This window comes from Demequina iriomotensis (genome assembly GCF_000971395.1).
GTDB classification, from domain to species: domain Bacteria; phylum Actinomycetota; class Actinomycetes; order Actinomycetales; family Demequinaceae; genus Demequina; species Demequina iriomotensis.
This window is the reverse complement of sequence record NZ_BBME01000009.1, coordinates 405,861-424,401: the sequence shown is the minus strand read 5'-3', so window position 1 is coordinate 424,401 and position 18,541 is coordinate 405,861. Positions and strand designations below refer to the sequence as shown.

The window sequence follows — 18,541 nt, the reverse complement described above, 5'->3', positions numbered from 1 at the left end:
CCGTCCATGCCCTCCTTCAGCGTGATCATCCCCTGCTACAACCAGGCGCACTTCCTGCCGACCGCCGTGGAGTCGGTGCTCGCCCAAGGCGTGGATGCCGAGGTGGTCGTGGTCGACGACGGCTCCCACGACGACACGTCGACGGTGGCGAAGCGCCTCGGGGTGCGCACGGTCCGCCAGGCCAACGCCGGGCTGAGCGCCGCCCGCAACCGGGGCATCCTCGAGTCGAGCGGCGACCATCTGCTCTTCCTCGACTCGGACGACTTCCTGCGCCCGCGGATGCTCCAGGCGGCCGCAGAGGCGCTGGACGCACACCCGGCCGTCGACGTGCTGCACGGCGTGGCGGACGCGGTGGACGAGCGGACGCTCGAGACGAAGATGACGTTCGGCGAGCGCGACCTCGGCACCGACCCGTTCCACAGCCTCCTGGGAGGCAACGTCGCGCCGCCATGCGCCTTCGTGATGCGGCGCGACCTCCTGCCGACGGTCGGCCTGTTCGACACGACGCTGCGCTCGGCCGAGGACTGGGACATGTGGCTGCGCGTCGCCTCCGTGGGCGGCACCTTCCTGCACGTTCCTGCGATGCGCAGCGCGTACCGCGACGTCGCAGGGAGCATGAGCAAGAACTCCGAGGTGATGTGGCGCAGCATCTCGACCGTCGCCGCGCGGCACGCCGCGACGCACCAGGACTGCGCCGAGTGTCGGCGCCGGGCCGCCGCCGTCCGCGCGAAGGCCGCGCGCTCGATGCGCAGCAGGTTCGCGCGGAACCTCCGCGCCAGCGGCGATCGCCGCGCCGCGATGACCACCCTGGCCCGCAACCCGGGCCTCGCCATGCGGATGCTGAAGGCGGCATGATGACCGACGACCTCCTCCACCTCGAGCCCGAGACGCCGTACGCGCCGCCGCCGAAGCGACCGGTGGACGTGGTGATCGTCGGTTGCGGCGCGGTCACCACCGAGTACCAGGGACCCGCCGCCCAGCAGGCTGCGCGCAGCGGCCACATCCGCGTGGTCGGTCTCGTCGACACCAGCGCGGAGCGCCTCGCGCGAGCCGGGCGCCTGTTCCCGGACGCCGAGACCTTCGCCTCGGTCGACGCCGCGCCCGTCACCGATCTGGCGCTCGTCGCCACCCCGGCCGCGACGCACGCCGACCTCGCCTGCGGCCTCCTCGAGTCCGGCGCGAGCGTGCTCGTCGAAAAGCCCCTCGCGTCGACCGCGGAGCACGGGCGAAGGATCCTCGCGACCGCCGCCGAGCACGAGCGCGTCGTGGCCGTGGGCCACTTCCGCCGGTTCTTCCCGGCGCTACGCGCCGTGCAGGAGCTGGTGAGGTCCGAGCGGTTCGGCCCCGTGCGCGGCATCGATGCACGCGAGGGCGGCCTGTTCCGCTGGACCGCGGCGTCGACCTCGTTCTTCGACCGCAGCCTCGGCGGCGGCGGGGTCACGCTCGACATCGGGGTCCACCTGCTCGAGGTGCTGATCTCGTGGCTCGGGACGCCCGTGGTCGAGGAGTACGCGGACGATGCGATGGGCGGCGTGGAGATCAACAGCCGGGCACGGCTGCGGTGGGCGGGCGGCGCCGAGGGCCGGGTCGCGCTCAGCTGGGACGTGCCGCTGGCGAACCGGTACGTCGTGAGGTTCGAGCACGCCACGGTCACCTGGCGCGCGGGGCAGGCGACCGAGGTCATGCTCGACCTCGACGGCGTGAGCGGGCCGCTCGCGGTGTCGCCGCGCGTGCGCATCGGTCGCGCAACGGAGAGGTCGGCGCCCACGCACGATCACCTGGGGGCGTTCACCGCACAGTGGATCGACGTCGCCAACGCCGTCGCGAACGGCGGCAGACCGTATGTCGATCCCGCGGGCGCCCTGGCCACGCTGGAGACCATCGAGTCCATGTACGCGATGAAGCGGCTGATGCCGCTGCCGTACCTCGAGCCGGACGAGGCCGCTGCGGCGCGTGCCCGCGCAGAAGGTGCGCTGCGATGAGGGTGGCGATCGTCGGTGCGTCCGGGTTCGTCGGCACGCGGCTGGTGGAGCGGTGGACGCTCACGGGCGCGCACGAGGTCATCGCGGTGGCGCGCAACGCCACGAGCCTGGCGCGCCTCGCCCGGTTCGGGGTGCCGCGATGGGAGCAGGCCGACGCGCTCGATCTGCCCGCCCTCACCGCCGCGATCCGCGGCTGCGACGCGCTCGTGCACGTGATGGTCGGCGACCCCCAGCAGATCGTCAACGCGGCCGAGGTCGCGTGGCAGGCCTGCCGCGATGCCGGTGTGGCGCGGCTCGTCTACACCAGCAGCGCTTCCGTGTTCGGGCAGAACCCGCCGCCTGGCACCGACGACCACACCGTGCCGCACGACCATCACGCGGTCGAGTACAACAACGCCAAGGTTCGCGCCGAGCGCGCGCTGGCCCAGGCCGAGGGCGTCGAGGTCGCGATCCTGCGCCCGGGCATCGTCTACGGGCCCCGGTCGCAGTGGTTCACCACGCTGCCACGAGACCTCGAGGGCGGCGCCGCGATGCTCGTCGGGGGCGGCACGGGGGTGTGCAACCACATCTATGTCGACAACCTGGTCCACGCGATCGAGATCGCGCTCACGCATCCGTCCGCCTGCTCCCAGCCCTTCTATGTGGCGGACGAGGATGCGCTCGCGTGGCGCGACTTCTACCGGCCTGCGGTCGAGCGCCTCGGATACGACCTCGCCGACATGGCGGCCGTCGCGCCGGTCGGCGCCTCGCGCGGACGCCGCCGCGGTGCGGCTGCGCTCATGCCCGTGATGAAGGCGGGCGCGCGCATCGTCAGCCCGCGCATCGTGCCCGCACGCGCACGCGACGCCATGCGCGCGGCGCTCGACGTGCTCACCAGCCCGCCGCGTGCGAGCAGCTTCGCGCTGCCGCACCCGGAGCCGCCTGCCCCGTCGATCGAGCTGAGCGAGCTCCACACGTGCGCCACCCGGCTGCCCATGCACGATGCGACGACGATCCTCGGGTACACGCCCCCGGTCCCGACGGCGACCGCGCTCGCGCGGACCGCGGAGTGGCTGGCCGAGGCATGGCCGTCGGACCAGGAGGCGGCGCGGGCCGCGGCCCCGCTCGACCAGGGTGCGGACGGATGAGCGCGCAGGAGCGCGACCAGGGCTGCCGGGTCGCCTACCTCATCCAGGTCCACCAGCAGACTCCGCACCTCGATGTCCTCGTCGACACGCTCTTGGAGGCGTGCGCCGGCATCTGGATCCACGTGGACGCCAAGGCCGACCTGTCCGAGTTCCGCGACTACACCGACGAGCCACGCGTGCACTACTGCGCCACGCGGTTCAGCGTGAGCTGGGGCGGGTTCTCGCTGTCGCGTGCCACCCTCGCGCTCATGGCGGAGGCGCTGTCCGCGGGCGTGGACCGCCTCGTCGTGCTGTCGGGGGCATGCTTCCCGCTGCGCAGCCCCGAGGAGATCGTCGAGGCGTTCGCCGCGCGGCCCACGACCCAGTTCATCGACCTGCACCCGATGCCGGCGCCCGAGGAGGGCAAGCCGATCGAGCGTCTGTCCGAGTACCACTTCCGAGAGGTGCCGGCGGTCGGGTCGGACCTCTGGCGCAAGGTGCTGCGTCGGGTCCACCGCCTCCATCTGCCACGCCCCGGGTACCGGCGGCTGCTCGGCGGCCGCACGCCGTTCGGGGGCGCCACGTGGTGGGCGCTCACCGCCGATGCCGCGCGCGCCGTGGTCGAGACCGGCAGGGACGACCGCGCGCTCACCCGTCTCTACCGTCACGCCTTCGGCCCCGACGAGAGCTACTTCCAGACCATCATCGGCAACTCGCCGTTCGCGGCGGACGCCGAGCCCAGCCTCACCTTCGCCTACTGGTCCCGCGGCAACGGCCTCTCGCCTGCGAACATCGACGACGACCTCATCGACGAGCTCGTCCGCGCACGGTCGGGCGCGGCGACCGATCCGGCGATGGCCCGCGCGCTGTTCGTGCGCAAGCTCCCACCCGAGTCAGCGGAGCTGCGCGCGCGCATCGTCACGGAGGTCTGGCCCGCATCGTCCGATGCCGCCGGTCGCGCGACCCAGGGCTCGGCACGGCGCTGAACCCGGGAACGCAGAACGCCCGCCCCGCCGGGTGGCGGGACGGGCGTCCGGAGCGCGAGGCGCTTACTTCTTGTTGCGACGCTGGTGGCGCGTCTTGCGAAGCAGCTTGCGGTGCTTCTTCTTCGACATACGCTTGCGGCGCTTCTTGATGATGGAACCCACGGGACCTACCTCATTCGTTGACGAACGTGCGGAGCGTGCTCACGCACGCCGGCGTCCAGGCCGCGCTGGACGCGACAGACGATCCCCTAGCCTACCGTGCCGGTAGCCCTGCCGTCATCTTCGGTGAGGTACCCTCCCGCGAGCGCGGCCTGCTCCATGAACTGCTCGACCGCCTGCTGGGGGACTCGGAAGGAGCGGCCGAAGCGCACTGCGGGCAGCTCGCCGTTGTGGATCCACCGGTAGACCGTCATGCGCGAGACCCGGACCATCTCCGCGACCTCGGCAACGGTGAGGAAGGTGGTGCGCGGCGAATCGGCCATGGTGTCTCGTCCCTCTCGAAGCATTCAGCGCTTCTATCGGCCGGATGCACTCTCCACTGTAGGGGCTGATGTGACAGTTGTGAAGTGTGGGGAACGCGCCGATGATGAGGGTGGGGCTAGGCTCACGCGCGGGGCCGCAAGCAGGGCGGACGCGCCCCGAGGTGAGGAGACGCATGGCAAGCCTGCGCACGGTGCGCAACGCGTTCGGCGAGTGGTTCGACCGGGTCGCGCTCGAGTCGCCGGCCCGACTCACCCTCGCGGCCTTCGGCGCGACCATCCTCATCTTCACGGGGCTGCTGCAGCTCCCGTTCGCGACCGTCGAGGGGCATCGTGCGCCGTTCATGGACGCGCTCTTCACCGCCACGTCCGCGGTCTGCGTGACGGGCCTCACCACCGTCGACACGGGCACGTTCTGGTCGCCGTGGGGGCTCGCGATCATCGGCCTCGGGATCAAGGTCGGCGGTCTCGGGATCATGACGCTGGCCTCGCTCGCGGGCCTCGCGGTCTCGCGGCGGCTGGGGCTCACGCAGCGCATCCTCGCCGCGGGCGAGTCGCGCGCCTCCGGGCTGGGCGACCTCGCCTCGCTGCTGCGCACGGTGATCATCGTCTCCACCACCGTCGAGCTGATCATCGCCGCGATCCTGGTACCGCGCTTCCTCACGCTCGACTACGGCTGGCCCAAGTCGCTCGGCTACTCCGTGTTCTACGCCGTCTCGGCGTTCAACAACGCGGGCTTCTCGCCGGATCCCGTGGGCCTCTATCCGTACGCGGGCGACGCCTGGATGCTGGTGCCCATCGCGCTCGGCGTCTTCATCGGCGCGCTCGGCTACCCGGTCTACCTCAACCTCATCCGGCAGTGGCGCAACCCGAAGCGCTGGTCGCTGCACACCAAGCTCACGCTCGTCACCGTCTCCGTGCTGGCCTTCATCTCCGCCTCGTTCCTCGCGGTCTTCGAGTGGACCAACCCCGACACCCTCGGCGATCATGGCTCCGGCAAGACCATCGGCAACATCTTCTTCCAGTCCATCAATCAGCGCTCGGGCGGCTTCGCGTCGTTCGACATCGGCCTCGCACGGGAGCAGACGTGGCTGCTCGAGGACGTGCTCATGTTCGTCGGCGGAGGCTCCGGATCGACGGCCGGTGGCATCCGCGTCACCACGCTCGCGGTGCTGGTCCTCGCGGCCTGGGCCGAGGCGCGCGGCCGGCGCGACATCGAGGCCTTCGGCAAGCGCATCGGCACCGAGGTGCTGCGCGTCGCCGTCTCGATCACCCTCATGGGCCTCTTCGTCGTCATCGTCGCCACCGGCGTCTTCATGTGGCAGACCGACATCGCGCTCGACCGCGCGCTGTACGAGGTGGTCTCCGCCTACGCGACGTGCGGCCTGTCGACCGGCATCACCGGATCCATCGGCGACGATGCGAAGATGACGTTGATCGTCACGATGTACCTGGGCCGCGTGGGCTCCCTCACGCTCGCCTCGGCGCTCATGCTCAACCGGCAGCGCCGCGTGATCCGCTACCCGTCAGAAAGGCCGATCATTGGCTAGCAACGACTCGTCCGCCGGCGTCATCGTCTTCGGCCTGGGACGCTTCGGCTCCGCGATCGCCGACACGCTCGACAACATGGACGTCGAGGTGCTCGGCGTCGAGCGCGACCCCGCCGTGGTGGAACGCTGGTCCAAGCGCATCCCCTGCGTCGAGGCGGACGGCACGGACCCCCGCGCGCTCGAGCAGATCGGCGCGCAGGACTTCTCGGCCGCGGTCGTGGGTGTGGGCACATCCCTCGAGGCATCCGTGCTCATCACGGGCAACCTGGTCGACATCGGCGTCAAGGAGATCTGGGCCAAGGCGACCTCCGTCGAGCACAAGCGCATCCTCGAGCGCATCGGCGCGCACCACGTGGTGCTGCCCGAGGCCGAGGCGGGAGCCCGGATCGCTCACTCGGTGGGCGGCAACATGCTCGACTACATCGAGATCGAGGACGGCTTCACCATCGTGAAGATGCGCGCCCCGCGCGAGACGCACCACTTCACGCTCGACAAGCTCGACCTGCAGGGCTCGTACGGCGTCCACGTCATCGGCGTGAAGCGCGCCGGCGAGGAGTTCGAGTACGCGAACGCCGACACGGTCGTGGGCCCCGAGGACCTGCTGGTGGTCGCGGGCGAGGGCGAGCTGCTCGAGCGCTTCTCCCAGCGCCCTTAGCCCCACCCCGACAGTGCCAACGGAGTTCGGCGCGACACGCCGGTCCCGCGAGGACGATGCGTGGCGACACACCGACGAACCGGGACAGACTCCGTTCGCACTGTCAGGGGAGGGAGAGGGCCCTAGCGGCGGTGCTTGCGAACCTTCGACTTCGCCTTGCTCTTCACCTTGTCCAGGCCGAGCGACTCGATGATCGAGACGCCGATGTAGTTCTGCTCTTGGACGCCGTTGAACACCTGCGACATCGCGCCGGCTGCGTAAATCGGCACGTCCTCACCGGAGTGGGTCTCGCCACCCTCGCCGGTGTTGACGAGCACCTGCTGACGGTAGTCGGGGTCCGAGGTGTCGGACTCCGTGGGGTCGAGGCGGACCACCTCGCCGTCGACGATGCCGTACGCGATCTCCCCGCCGTTGGCGTACGAGAGCGTCGTGTAGGGCACGCCGTCGAGGTCCTCGCCCGCCGTGCCGAGGATGTCGTTGCCGCGCTCGGGGTAGCCCGCGATGGTGAACACGTGGCTGTGGTCGGCCGTCACCACGATCATCGTGTCTCGCAGGTCCACCATCTCCATCGCCGCCCTCACGGCGTTCGAGAACTCGATGGTCTCGTTGAGCGCGCGGTACGCGTTGCCCTCGTGGTGCGCGTGGTCGATGCGGCCGGACTCGATCATCAGCGCGTAGCCGTCGCGGTCGTCCTCGAGCTGGCCGATCGCGACCTCGGTCATCTCGGTGAGCGACGGCTCGTCCTTGGCATCGTCGACACGGTCGTTCTCGTACGACATGTGGCTGCCGGTGAAGAGGCCCAGCAGGTGGTCCGTCGAGTCGAGATCGACCGCATCGAGGGACGATGCGGAGTCGACGTAGGCCCAGCCGTCGCCCTTCGCGGTCCATTCGGCGGTGAGATCGCGGCCGTCCTCACGGCTGCCTCCCTCGGCCTGCGTGAGGAAGTGGCGACGCCCGCCTCCGAGCGCCACCTCGAAGCCGTCGCCGAAGCGGTCGAAGGAGAGCAGCTGCGACGCGATGTCGCCGTACGCGTAGTCCTCGCAGCCGTCGGGCAGGTCACCGTCGTCCTCCCAGTCGCGATGCGGCGAGATCGCGTACGTGCCGGCAGGGGTCGCATGGGTGATGCGCGCGGTCGACACCACGCCGGTGGACTTGCCGGCGGCCTCGGCGAGCATCATCCAGCTGGTGAGCTCGTTGCCCTCGACCGTGGTGCAGTCGCCGTAGACCACGTCCTCGTCGACGCCGAGGACACCGATGTCGGTCTTCACGCCCGTCATCATCGCGGTCATGGTGCCGGCTGAGTCCGGGACCTGCGAGTCGACGTTGTAGACCTTCGAGAGGGCGACGTTGGGCAGCTCCTCGAACGAGAGCATGTTCTCCTCCCCGGGCTCGCCTGCCATCTGGCCCTCGAGGATGCGGGCGGCGGTGACGGTCGAGACGCCCATGCCGTCGCCGACGAACAGGATGACGTTCTTGGGCTTCGACGCGGAGGCCCTGGCGGCCGAGACGGCGTCGTACGACGCATCGGCACCCTGGTACCACGGGTTGGTGGTCTGCGATGAGGCGAGCACGGTACCCGCGGTGGCGACTCCGGCGCCGGTGGTGAGGGCGGTGATGGCAATGACTGCTGCAGTGCGCATTGCGCGGCTCCTTCCGGGTGGGGACGTTCCCCACGCGCGACGCTAGGAGCGATAGGTGGCCGTCACAGTGACGGGCAGGCGAACGCAAGATGTCCCTTTTGCTACGGTTTCGCAAACTCGCGGCCGCGCCGACACCCGGCAAAGAGGCCGGAAGGTCTTGGCACAAGGGGCCAAAGCCCGGACAATCGGGATACATCGCCCGCGGCGTGCGGGCGCCGCCGGCTCGTGTCACCGGCGCAGAGGGGGGAGAACGACATGGGGGACGAGGCTGTCAAGACGAGGATGGCATGGGCCGATGCAGGGCGCGGCCTCGCGATCACACTGGTGGTCCTGCTGCACGCGCAGGAGTTCTTCAGCACGGCGGGGAACGAGATGCCCGCCCTCGCGCAGTTCAACGAGACCGCGCACTACATCAGGATGCCGCTCTTCTTCGTGCTGTCAGGGCTGTTCGCCCAGAAGTGGATCGCGGCAAGCTGGTCGCGTCTCTGGTCCGGCAAGATCTCGCTGCTGTACTGGGTTTACCTGGTGTGGTCGTTCATCGGCGTGCCGTTCGCGCTGTGGATCCGGGCCCAGCTGTCGAAGGGCCAGATCGATGTCAGCTCGGAGCTGTGGGCCGCAGTGCTGCTTCCGGTGCGCCCGACCACGATGATGTGGTTCGTCTGGACGCTCTCGCTGTTCTTCGTCGTCGCGAAGGTCATCCGACTGCTCCCCCCGGCGGTGCAGCTGGGCGGGGCGGCGCTGCTCGCCGTCGCCTACTCGTCGATCCCTGACGACCTGCTCGCGACCCTGCATCGCACCACGGCGTTCGGCTACACCGGATTCCTCGCCTACTTCTTCTTCTTCCTGGTCGGGCTCCACGGTCGCGACCTCATCGTCCGCCTCGCGCACGCGCCGATGCTGGCGCGGGGCTCCGCCGCCGCGATCGCGGCGTGCGCGCTGACCCTGGAGGCCGCCATCCCCTCCTTCACCGACCACGCCGGCGCATCGTTCATGATCCGCTGCGTCGCGCTCCCGGGGGCGATCGCCCTCTCCACCTTCGTCGCGCGGCTCACCCCGCTGACCTACATCGGCAGCCGGACCCTGCCGATCTACGTGAGCCACGGCATCACGATCGGCCTTGTCGCCGGCGCGGCGTCGCTGATCACGGCGGGCCCGGCCCTGCCGCGGCTCGACGCTCCGGCGGTGGTGGTGTGCGCCGTCGTGTGCATCGCGGTCGGACTCGGGCTGGAGCAGCTCACGAAGACGCGGCTGACCTGGTTGCTGGCGCAGCCGCGGTGGTTCGCCCATGGACCCGCACGGCGCTCCCAGCCCGCCAGCATGCTCGGCTGACGCCGGACGCGCCCCGCTCCGCCTTCGCTCACAGGCGAAATCGCGCACGAAAAGTGCGCATGGGGTTGGCACATCGGACCGAAGTCTGCAGAATCGACCTAAGCGCGACGAATCTGACAAAACCGACACGCCGCGCGGGCACTGCCGGACCGTCGCACCGGCAGAGGGGGGCGAACATGGCGGACCGGATTGCCACGACCAGATTGGCATGGCCCGACGCGGGGCGGGGACTCGCGATCGTGCTCGTCGTGCTGCTGCATGCCGAGATGATGCTGAGCGTCCCGGACGACGCTCCCCGCGCGTTGCACGTCTTCGACGAGGCCGTCCGGGTGCTGCGGATGCCGCTGTTCTTCACGATCGCCGGGCTCTTCGCACACAAGTGGGTCGCGGGAGGTTGGACCACCCTCTGGTCCGGCAAGATCTCGCTCCTGTACTGGGTCTATCTGGTCTGGTCCCTCCTGTGGGTCCCGCTGCGCGTGTTCTCCCGAACGCAGGTCACCGGGGATGAGCTCGACGTCGGCTCGCTCGCGATCAGTGCGGCGTTGATCCCCGTCCGCGCCGACACCATCATCTGGTTCCTCTGGACGCTGTGCCTCTTCTTCATCGCCGCCAAGGCCATCCGGCGGCTCCCGGTCGGGTTTCAGCTGGGCACCGCTGCCGCGATCGCCATCGTCTACACCTCGCTGCCGAACGGTGCCGTCGCGTTCCTCACTCAGACGACCGGCTACGGCTACACCGGCTTCGCCAGCTACTTCGTCTTCTTCCTCGTCGGGCTTCACGGCCGGAGCCTCATCATGCGGTTCGCCCAGTCGTCGCTCCTGCTGAGGACCACCGCGCTCGCGATCGGAGGCCTGGCGCTGCTCATCAAGCTCGCGCTGATCCTCCACATCCTCGACCCCGGCCTCCAGGCGCTGCCCGGGCTGCAGTTCGCGCTCGAGTGCGCGGCCCTTCCGGCCGGCATCGCGCTGGCGACGTTCCTCGCGCGGCTCACGCCGCTCGTGCACATCGGTAGCCGCACCCTGCCCGTGTACGTCAGCCACGGCTTCACGTTCGTGGCGATCGCGTGGATCGTGAAGATCGCGACCGCGAGCGACGGCCTGCCCGAGTTCGGCGTGCCCGCCATGCTGCTCGGCACGGTTCTCGCCGTCCTCGTCGGCCTGGCGCTCGGACGGGTCACCCAGACGCGGCTCTCCTGGCTCCTGGTCCAGCCTCGGTGGTTCGCCCGTAGCCGCGAACGGGCTCCGGAGCCGGCGGTCGTCACCGGCTGACCGCGTCGGCGCGGATTCGCTCCGCGCGGCGGGGCGGGCTAGCGGAGGACGCCCTCCGCGATCACGTCGCCGGTCTGCGTCGCGTCGCCGTCCCACGGCTCGCGGCTGATCTCGAGCCTCGCGCCGACGGCGGTCGCCACAGGCACCGCGACCTCGTAGTGCGCGGACGACACCTGCCCGAGCGACACCGGAGCCGCGTCCCCGACCACGAGCCACGCCTCGAGGTAGGCGTCCGGGTACTCGCGGTACAGCCCGTCGATCACCACGACCTCGAGGCCATCCGGCGTGGTCTCCACCCACGCCTCGCCCACCTGGGCGCCCGCGTTGCGCGGATCCTCGAGCGACCCGGACGCGACGGCGGTGCGGTCGCCCGTGAGGAACATCTGCGACAGCGCGATCCCGACCGCCACCAGCAGGCTCGAGGCGACGATCGCGACCCCCATCACCATGGTCCGCCGCCGCTGCGCCCGCGCGGCCTGCTCGGCCGCCTCGGCCCGCCAATCGGGCTCCGGAGCCGGGGCCCCGGCGTCGACCGCCTCGCGGACCGAGTCCCACAGCCCGGCGCGCGGCGGCAGCACCGTGGTCTCGCCCGACAGACGCGTCACCGCCCCGACCAGGTCGTTGAGCGAGCGCCACGCATCGCGGCAGTCGCGACAGCCCGCGATGTGCTCGTGCCCGCCGTCGACGATGCGGATCCCGAGAGCCCGCGACGCGAGCCCCTCGAGGGACGCATGGCCGTCCCCGGGACGCTCGCCCGGCCACAGCGCAAGCAACGAGTCGCGCAGCAGCGCCTCGAGCGCGGCCTCGGGCAGTCCCAGGTCCCGCGCGAGCGCGAAGCGCGGCTCACCGCCCGTCAGCGCGCGAGAGAGAGCCTCACGCGCGCGATCGTCGAGCGACGCGAGGGCGGCGCCGACCAGGATCCGGTCGGCCTCGGCGATCACCGCGGCCGCGTCGGTGACGCCCTCCGCCCCGACCGGCGCATCGTCCAGCGCCACCAGCTTCGCGCGCACGCGCCGCTCGAGGTCACCCGTGATCCGGTCGGCCGCATCGTGCAGCAGGTCGCGCGAGGCGAGCGAGCCGCCCGCCGCGGCCGACGCGAACACGCGACGGACGACGTCCTCGGCCTCGTCGACCGAGCCGAGCGAGCGCAGCGCGAGGGTGTGGACCAGCGCGCCGGACTCCCGGTACGCGTCCTCGACCTCGGGCTCACACATGCGGCTCCCCTCGTACCTCGGCAGTGTGCCACGGCCCGCGCCGGGCCCGACACCCCCTGCCGGAACATGCGTGAGGGCGCCGCACCCGCTGCGGCGCCCTCACCTGGAAGGAACGCTCAGACGGTCGCGACCACCTGGACCACGGCGCCGGGCTCCGCGTACGGCACGAGCGACCCCTCAACGGCCTCCCCGTCCACCGTGAGCGTCGCACCCTTGCCGCCCGAGTTGGTCACCGTGATGACGTAGGTCGCGCCGCGGATGACACGGCGCACCGTGAACTCGGACACCTCGGCGCCGATGCACGGGTCGACGACGAGGCCGTCGTAGTCGGCGCGCACGCCCAGCAGGTACTGCGACACCGTCACGAAGTTCCACGACGCCGTGCCCGTGAGCCACGAGTTCTTCGCCTCGCCGTGACGGATCGCGTCCTTGCCCGCGATCATCTGCGCGTAGACGTAGGGCTCGAGGCGGTGCACCTCGGAGATCTCCTCGCGGTACGCGGGGGTGATGCGCTTGTAGTGGTCCCACGCCTGCTCGGAGCGGCCCACCACGGTCTCCGCGATGATGACCCACGGGTTGTTGTGGCAGAAGATGCCCGCGTTCTCCTTGTAGCCCGGCGGGTAGGACGTGACCTCGCCCAGCTCGACGTGGTACTCGGTGTAGGCCGGGTTCAGCAGCACGATGCCGTGGTCGGTTCCCAGGCGCTCCTCCACCGCGTCGAGCGCCTTGGCGGCCAGCCCCTCCTCGACGCCGATGCCGCCCATGATGCAGAAGCCCTGCGGCTCGATCCAGATCTGGCCCTCGGGGTTCTCCGCGGAGCCGACCTTGTTGCCGAAGTAGTCGTAGGCGCGCAGGAACCACTCGCCGTCCCAGCCGTGCTCGATGACGGCGGCCTTCATCTCCTCGATGGCCTTCTCCGCCCGCTCGGCCTCCGCATCGTCCCCACGACGGCGCGCGAGCGCCGCATAGTCGGGGCCGATCGCGGCGAACATGCCGGCGATGAAGATCGACTCCGCGACGCCGCCGGTGCGGTTGCCGGTGGTCTGGAAGGACTCGCCGGGCTCGGTGGAGAAGCAGTTGAGGTTGAGGCAGTCGTTCCAGTCGGCGCGGCCGATGAGCGGCAGGCCGTGCGGTCCGCGGTTGTTCAGCGGGTGGTCGAACGAGCGCTTGAGGTGCTCCATGAGGGAGGCGGCCTTCGACTCGTCGTTGTCGAACGGCACCATCTCATCGAGGATCGCGAAGTCGCCCGTCTCCTTGATGTAGGCGGCGACGCCGAGGATCAGCCACAGCGGGTCGTCGTTGAAGCCCGAGCCCAGCGTGTGGTTCCCGCGCTTGGTGAGCGGCTGGTACTGGTGGTACGCGCTGCCGTCCTCGAACTGCGTCGACGCGATGTCGATGATGCGCTCACGGGCGCGCTCGGGGACCAGGTGGACGAAGCCGAGCAGGTCCTGCGACGAGTCGCGGAAGCCCATGCCGCGGCCCATGCCGGTCTCGAAGAACGAGGCCGAGCGCGACATGTTGTAGGTCACCATGCACTGGTACTGGTTCCAGATGTTGACCATGCGGTCGAGCTTCTCGTGGCCCGACTCGACCGTGTACGAGCCCAGCAGGCCGTCCCAGTAGGCGTTGAGCTTGCCGAACTCCGCGAGCGTCTGCTCGTCGGTGGCGAACCTCGCGAGCAGCTCGCGCGCGCCGTCCTTGCGGATGACGCCGGGCGCCTCCCACTTCGCGTCACGCGGGTTCTCGAGGTAGCCGAGCACGAAGGTGAAGGCCTTCGACTCGCCGGGCTCGAGGGTGACCTCGAGCTGGTGCGAGGCGATCGGGTACCAGCCGGAGGCGACGGAGTTGCCGGCCTTGCCCGCGTGTGGGACGGCCGCCTCGTCGAAGCCGTTGCCGAAGCCGAGGAAGGTGTCGCGGTCGGTATCGAAGCCCGCGATCTCGGCGTTCACGCCGTAAACCGCGTAGTGGTCGCGACGCTCGCGGTACTCGGTCTTGTGATAGATCGCACCGTCGACCACCTCGACCTCGCCGATGGAGAGGTTGCGCTGGTAGTTGGTCTGGTCGTCCTCGGCGTTCCAGAGGTTGAACTCGAGGAAGCTGAAGAGCGAGAAGCTCTTGGGCGCATCGGAGGTGTTGGTCAGCTCGACGCGGTGGATCTCCGCGTTGACGTCGACCGGGACGAAGAGGAGGACGCTCGCCTCGAGGCCGTTCCGCGAGCCCGTGATGCGCGTGTAGCCCATGCCGTGGCGCGTCTCGAAGGAGTCGAGCTCGGTCTTGTAGGGGCGGAAGCCGGGGCTCCACACGTCGCCGCCGTCGTTGATGGAGAAGTACCGGCCGCCGTCGTCCACCGGCACGTTGTTGTAGCGGTAGCGCGTGAGGCGGCGCAGCTTCGCGTCGCGGTAGAAGGAGTAGCCGCCGCCCGTGTGCGACACCAGCCCGAAGAAGTCCTGGGCACCCAGGTAGTTGATCCACGGGTACGGCGTGTGGGGCGTCGTGATGACGTATTCGCGCGCTTCGTCGTCGAAGTGGCCGAACTGCATGGGTGGAGCCTTTCGTCGGGCTTGGGCGCCGTGAGAGCGCTCTCTCGGGCGTGTTGCCCCCACTGTAATCGAAACGATTCGTGCGTTGCGACCCCTGCAAGTCCCGGGGTCGTGGGGGCGGCTCATCGGACCGCGCCGCGAGGTCTCCGGTCGCGCTGGGAGGTGCTCAGGGCCCGAATCTGCCGGATTCGGGCACTGAGCACCTCCCCCGACGCAGGGCGGCAGGCCCGTCGTGCTCGCGAGCGCCGCGCCGACCCCGTCGCTCCTGGTGCGCAAGGTCCTCGACCGCTAGATTCACGCCATGCCCTGTCCGCCGACGTCGCGCCCGAGGCGCGGTCGTACGGAAGGCACGGCGCATCGTCCCCGCACCATCCCGGGCGCGAGCGCGCCCGCCACCCGTGAGAGAGGCGCGTGACGCGATGTTCGAGACCGTGACCGTCGGATACGTGCTGCTGGGGCTGGGAGGCCTCGCGCTGGTCTTCGCGATCATCTCCGCGGTGGTCGGCGACATCTTCGACGTCGCGCTCGACATCCTTCCCGACGGGGCGCTGAGCTCGACCACCACGGCGGCGACCGTCGCGGGCTTCGGCTTCGCAGGCGCGGCGGCCGCCTTCGGGATGGACGACCCGAGCCTGGGCACCGTCATCGCGATCGGCCTCGCGGGCGCGGTGGCCGGCTGGCTCCTCGCCTTCGGCGCGCACCGCGTCTTCATGAGCCAGCAGCAGGAGGACGGCGCCACCGATCTCAACGCCATGGTGGGCCGCATCGTCACGGTCGTGGAGGCACCCGCGACGCCCGGCGGCTTGGGCACCGCCCTGGTGCCGTTCCTGGGCCAGAACCGCCGCATGAGCTTCCGCTCCGACGAGCCGCTCAAGGCGGGCGACGACGTGGTCGTCGACGCCGTGCTCGCAAGCAACCAGATCAAGGTCTCCCGGCACTCCGCCTAGGGACCTCGCACACAGCAAGGGGGCAGTACATGTTCAACCTCGACGGCAGCGCGATCACCCTGATCGCCATCGCTGCCAGCGTGGTCGCGGCGGTCGTGGTGGTGTGGGCCATCGCGTCGCGCTACAAGGTCTCGGACCCGGACGAGGCGTTCGTGGTCTCGGGCTCGAAGTCGAAGACACAGGTCGCGGTCCGCCAGGCGGACGGCACAACCACGTTCGAGACGCGCCCGGTGCCGTCGAAGGTGGTCCTGGGCGGTGGCGGCGTCTTCGTGGTGCCGTTCACGCAGCGCTACAACAAGGTCTCGCTCGAGACGCGCCAGATCGCCTGGCGCGTGCAGGACTCGCCCTCGAACCAGAACATCCTGGTCAACCTCGAGGGCGTCGCGAACGTCAAGATCGGCGGCGACGAGGCCTCGGTCCGCGCCGCGATCGAGCGCTTCAACGTCAACCCGCTCAACATCGAGGCGTTCGTCCAGCAGAACATCGAGGGCGACATGCGCGCCATCGTGGGCACCATGTCGGTCGAGGACATCAACTCGGACCGTGAGACGCTCAAGGACCGCGTCATGAAGGTCACCGGCGAGGCCTGCTCCGAGTGGGGCCTGGTGCTCGAGGGGCTCAACATCCAGTCCGTCACCACCCCGTCGGGCTACATCCAGGACCTGGGACGCCGTCAGGCGGCGATCGCACGCCGCGACGCCGAGATCGCCGAGGCCGAGGCCCGCCGCGAGTCCGAGCAGAAGCGCGCCGCCGCCGAGCAGCAGATCGCCGAGGCGAACCGCACGCTGGCCCTCCGCATGGCCGAGATCCAGCAGGACACCGACACCGCCGAGGCCAACGCCAAGGCGGCCGGCCCCATCGCCGAGGCCCAGCGCAACGTCGAGATCTTCGAGCAGGAGCGCCTGGCCGAGGCCAAGCGCGCCGAGGTCACCGAGATGCGCCTCGAGTCGGAGGTCCGCAAGCCCGCGGACGCCGGCGCGTACGCGATGAAGGTCGAGGCGGAAGCCGCGCGCGAGGCCGCGATCTCCAAGGCCAAGGGTGCCGCCGAGGCGACCCGCCAGGCCGGCGAGTCCGAGGCCGCCGCGAACCAGGCGCGCGGTCTCGCGGACGCCGCGGTGTTCGAGGCGCGAGGCAGAGCGTCGGCCGCGGCCGACGAGGCGGTCGGTGTGGCCGCCGCCCGCGTGGTCGAGGCCCAGGGTCTGGCGGAGGCCTCCTCCGTCAAGGCGCGCGGTGAGGCCGAGGCCACGGCGATCGCCGCGAAGGGCAAGGCCGAGGCCGAGGGAATCGAGGCCAAGAAGACGGCCTACGAGAACATGCCGCAAGTGGGTGTGCTCGAGATCGCGCTCGACGGCATGCCCGCGATCGTGGGCGAGATGGGCAAGGCGATGGCCGCGATCGACACGCTCACGGTGGTCTCGACCGAGGGCGCCTCGGCGGTCACCCGCCAGGCCGCGAACCTCTTCACCGAGACCGAGGAGGTCATGAACTCCGTGACCGGCTTCGGCATCAGCGACCTCATCAAGGGCGCCGTCGGCGGCGCGGCCGCCGGCCGGGCGGCCGTCGAGGCGGGGCACGATGCGCGCCTCGGCTCCGCGGACCCGGACCTCCCGGGCGTTGCTCACGTCTGAGCAGCTGCCTCCAGCGACGGCCCCCGCGGGATCTCCCGCGGGGGCCGTCGCCTTGTCCGGCGCCTCCACGGCGGACCCTGGCGCCCGCCGCATCGTCCCCGCTAATGTCCCCATATGCGCCTGATCCCGCTCCTGCTGTACATCGCGCTGACCGTGTACGCCCTGGCCGACGTGGTCCAGCAGCCGTCCGACCACCCGCGGCACCTGCCCAAGGCCGTGTGGATCCTCATCGTGCTGCTGGTGCCCTGGGTGGGAGCGGGAGCGTGGATCGTCCTCAAACTGCTCGACGGTCCCGGACAGCGGCGGATGCCGCCGGCGCCGCTCGCGCCGGACGACGACCCGTCCTACCGCGTGTGGCTCAACGAGCAGGAGCGGCGCCGGCGCGGCCAGTTCGGGGAGTGAGGCCCGCGCACCGCGCCCTGGGAGGTGCTGACTGCCCGAATCCGGGCGTTCCGCGCACTGAGCACCTCACAGAACGATGCGCGGGTGGGCGCGGCGGGACTAGGTTGGGCACCATGCTGCTCTCGGACCGCGACATCCGCGCTGAGATCACGTCGGGCAGGGTCGCCCTCGAGCCCTGGGACCCCGAGATGATCCAGCCCTCCTCCATCGACGTGCGCCTCGACCGCTACTTCCGCGTGTTCGACAACCACAAGTACGCCGCCATCGACCCGGCGGCCGAGCAGCCCGAGCTCACCCGGCTCGTCGACATCAACGACGGGCCGTTCGTGCTGCACCCCGGCGAGTTCGTGCTCGGCTCGACGTACGAGTCGGTGACGCTGCCCGACGACATCGCGGCGCGCCTCGAGGGCAAGTCCAGCCTGGGCCGCCTGGGCCTTCTCACGCACTCGACCGCGGGCTTCATCGACCCGGGCTTCGAGGGCAACGTGACGCTCGAGCTGTCGAACACCGCGACGCTGCCCATCAACCTGTGGCCGGGCATGAAGATCGGCCAGCTGTGCTTCTTCCGGCTGTCCTCCCCCGCGGAGCACCCGTACGGCTCCGAGAAGTACGGCTCGCGCTACCGTGGGCAGCGCGGGCCGACCGCATCGCTCAGCTGGAAGAGCTTCCACCGCATCGACGTGTGAGACCTCCGTCACCCTGGTTGACCTCGGGTGACGCGGTCGGGATGATGTGCTCCAGCATCATCTCAGCCTGGGGGTTCTCGTGGCGTTGCCGCGCGTCGTCGCACTTCTGTCCGCCGCCATGGGTGTCGG

General features: G+C 70.4%; 17 protein-coding genes. 12 read left to right on the top strand and 5 right to left on the bottom strand.

Annotated features, from left to right (window positions below; all coding sequences use genetic code 11):
* Positions 1–6 precede the first annotated feature (6 nt).
* The 4 genes from AOM09_RS02045 to AOM09_RS02030 are packed head-to-tail and all read left to right on the top strand — an operon-like array spanning position 7 to position 4,074.
* A complete protein-coding gene (locus AOM09_RS02045) occupies positions 7–855 on the top strand; it encodes a glycosyltransferase (protein WP_062383582.1) in 849 nt (282 codons plus the stop codon).
* A complete protein-coding gene (locus tag AOM09_RS02040) occupies positions 855–1,982 on the top strand; it encodes a Gfo/Idh/MocA family protein (RefSeq protein ID WP_062383580.1) in 1,128 nt (375 codons plus the stop codon). Before AOM09_RS02045 ends, AOM09_RS02040 begins: the two co-directional genes overlap by 1 nt.
* Positions 1,979–3,109 (top strand): NAD-dependent epimerase/dehydratase family protein, encoded by a 1,131-nt coding sequence (locus AOM09_RS02035; protein WP_082098731.1) that lies wholly within the window; start codon positions 1,979–1,981, stop codon positions 3,107–3,109. The genes AOM09_RS02040 and AOM09_RS02035 overlap by 4 nt, the downstream gene beginning before the upstream one ends.
* Positions 3,106–4,074: a beta-1,6-N-acetylglucosaminyltransferase gene (locus tag AOM09_RS02030; RefSeq protein ID WP_062383572.1), complete on the top strand. Its 969-nt coding sequence runs from the start codon at positions 3,106–3,108 to the stop codon at positions 4,072–4,074. The genes AOM09_RS02035 and AOM09_RS02030 overlap by 4 nt, the downstream gene beginning before the upstream one ends.
* A gap of 63 nt (positions 4,075–4,137) precedes the next feature.
* Here AOM09_RS02030 and AOM09_RS14765 read toward each other — a convergent pair whose 3' ends face one another.
* Positions 4,138–4,236, bottom strand: coding sequence for a 30S ribosomal protein bS22 (locus AOM09_RS14765; protein ID WP_074789180.1), 99 nt, complete (start codon positions 4,234–4,236; stop codon positions 4,138–4,140).
* An 86-nt stretch (positions 4,237–4,322) separates the two neighbouring features.
* A complete protein-coding gene (locus AOM09_RS02025; RefSeq protein ID WP_062383569.1) occupies positions 4,323–4,556 on the bottom strand; it encodes a helix-turn-helix domain-containing protein in 234 nt (77 codons plus the stop codon).
* Between the two features lie 173 nt (positions 4,557–4,729).
* Between AOM09_RS02025 and AOM09_RS02020 the strand changes: the two genes are divergently transcribed.
* Positions 4,730–6,103: a TrkH family potassium uptake protein gene (locus AOM09_RS02020; protein WP_062383566.1), complete on the top strand. Its 1,374-nt coding sequence runs from the start codon at positions 4,730–4,732 to the stop codon at positions 6,101–6,103.
* Positions 6,096–6,758 (top strand): potassium channel family protein, encoded by a 663-nt coding sequence (locus AOM09_RS02015; RefSeq protein WP_062383564.1) that lies wholly within the window; start codon positions 6,096–6,098, stop codon positions 6,756–6,758. The genes AOM09_RS02020 and AOM09_RS02015 overlap by 8 nt, the downstream gene beginning before the upstream one ends.
* A gap of 122 nt (positions 6,759–6,880) precedes the next feature.
* Here the strand turns inward: AOM09_RS02015 and AOM09_RS02010 are convergent, their stop codons facing one another.
* The gene (locus AOM09_RS02010) at positions 6,881–8,398 is read right to left on the bottom strand and encodes an alkaline phosphatase (protein WP_062383561.1); all 1,518 of its coding nucleotides are present in this window, start codon (positions 8,396–8,398) and stop codon (positions 6,881–6,883) included.
* A gap of 255 nt (positions 8,399–8,653) precedes the next feature.
* Here AOM09_RS02010 and AOM09_RS02005 point away from each other — a divergent pair, with 255 nt between their 5' ends.
* Entirely contained in the window at positions 8,654–9,727 is a 1,074-nt protein-coding gene (locus AOM09_RS02005; protein WP_062383558.1) for an acyltransferase family protein, read from the top strand.
* A gap of 176 nt (positions 9,728–9,903) precedes the next feature.
* Positions 9,904–10,995 (top strand): acyltransferase family protein, encoded by a 1,092-nt coding sequence (locus AOM09_RS02000; RefSeq protein WP_169747595.1) that lies wholly within the window; start codon positions 9,904–9,906, stop codon positions 10,993–10,995.
* A 38-nt stretch (positions 10,996–11,033) separates the two neighbouring features.
* Here the strand turns inward: AOM09_RS02000 and AOM09_RS01995 are convergent, their stop codons facing one another.
* Positions 11,034–12,209, bottom strand: coding sequence for an anti-sigma factor domain-containing protein (locus tag AOM09_RS01995; RefSeq protein ID WP_062383553.1), 1,176 nt, complete (start codon positions 12,207–12,209; stop codon positions 11,034–11,036).
* A gap of 116 nt (positions 12,210–12,325) precedes the next feature.
* On the bottom strand, positions 12,326–14,749 hold the full coding sequence (locus tag AOM09_RS01990; protein WP_062383550.1) for a glycoside hydrolase family 94 protein: 2,424 nt from the start codon (positions 14,747–14,749) through the stop codon (positions 12,326–12,328).
* 419 nt (positions 14,750–15,168) lie between these two features.
* On the opposite strand from AOM09_RS01990, the gene AOM09_RS01985 reads away from it, so the two are divergent.
* From AOM09_RS01985 to dcd, 4 genes are all read left to right on the top strand, one after another.
* On the top strand, positions 15,169–15,696 hold the full coding sequence (locus AOM09_RS01985) for a hypothetical protein (RefSeq protein ID WP_062383547.1): 528 nt from the start codon (positions 15,169–15,171) through the stop codon (positions 15,694–15,696).
* 29 nt (positions 15,697–15,725) lie between these two features.
* Positions 15,726–17,324 carry an SPFH domain-containing protein gene (locus tag AOM09_RS01980; protein ID WP_062383544.1) on the top strand — a complete coding sequence of 533 codons (1,599 nt, stop codon included), beginning with the start codon at positions 15,726–15,728 and terminating at the stop codon, positions 17,322–17,324.
* Between the two features lie 114 nt (positions 17,325–17,438).
* Positions 17,439–17,726 carry a PLD nuclease N-terminal domain-containing protein gene (locus AOM09_RS01975; RefSeq protein ID WP_062383542.1) on the top strand — a complete coding sequence of 96 codons (288 nt, stop codon included), beginning with the start codon at positions 17,439–17,441 and terminating at the stop codon, positions 17,724–17,726.
* Between the two features lie 113 nt (positions 17,727–17,839).
* Positions 17,840–18,412: a dCTP deaminase gene (gene dcd, locus AOM09_RS01970; RefSeq protein ID WP_062383539.1), complete on the top strand. Its 573-nt coding sequence runs from the start codon at positions 17,840–17,842 to the stop codon at positions 18,410–18,412.
* Positions 18,413–18,541: the final 129 nt, after the last annotated feature.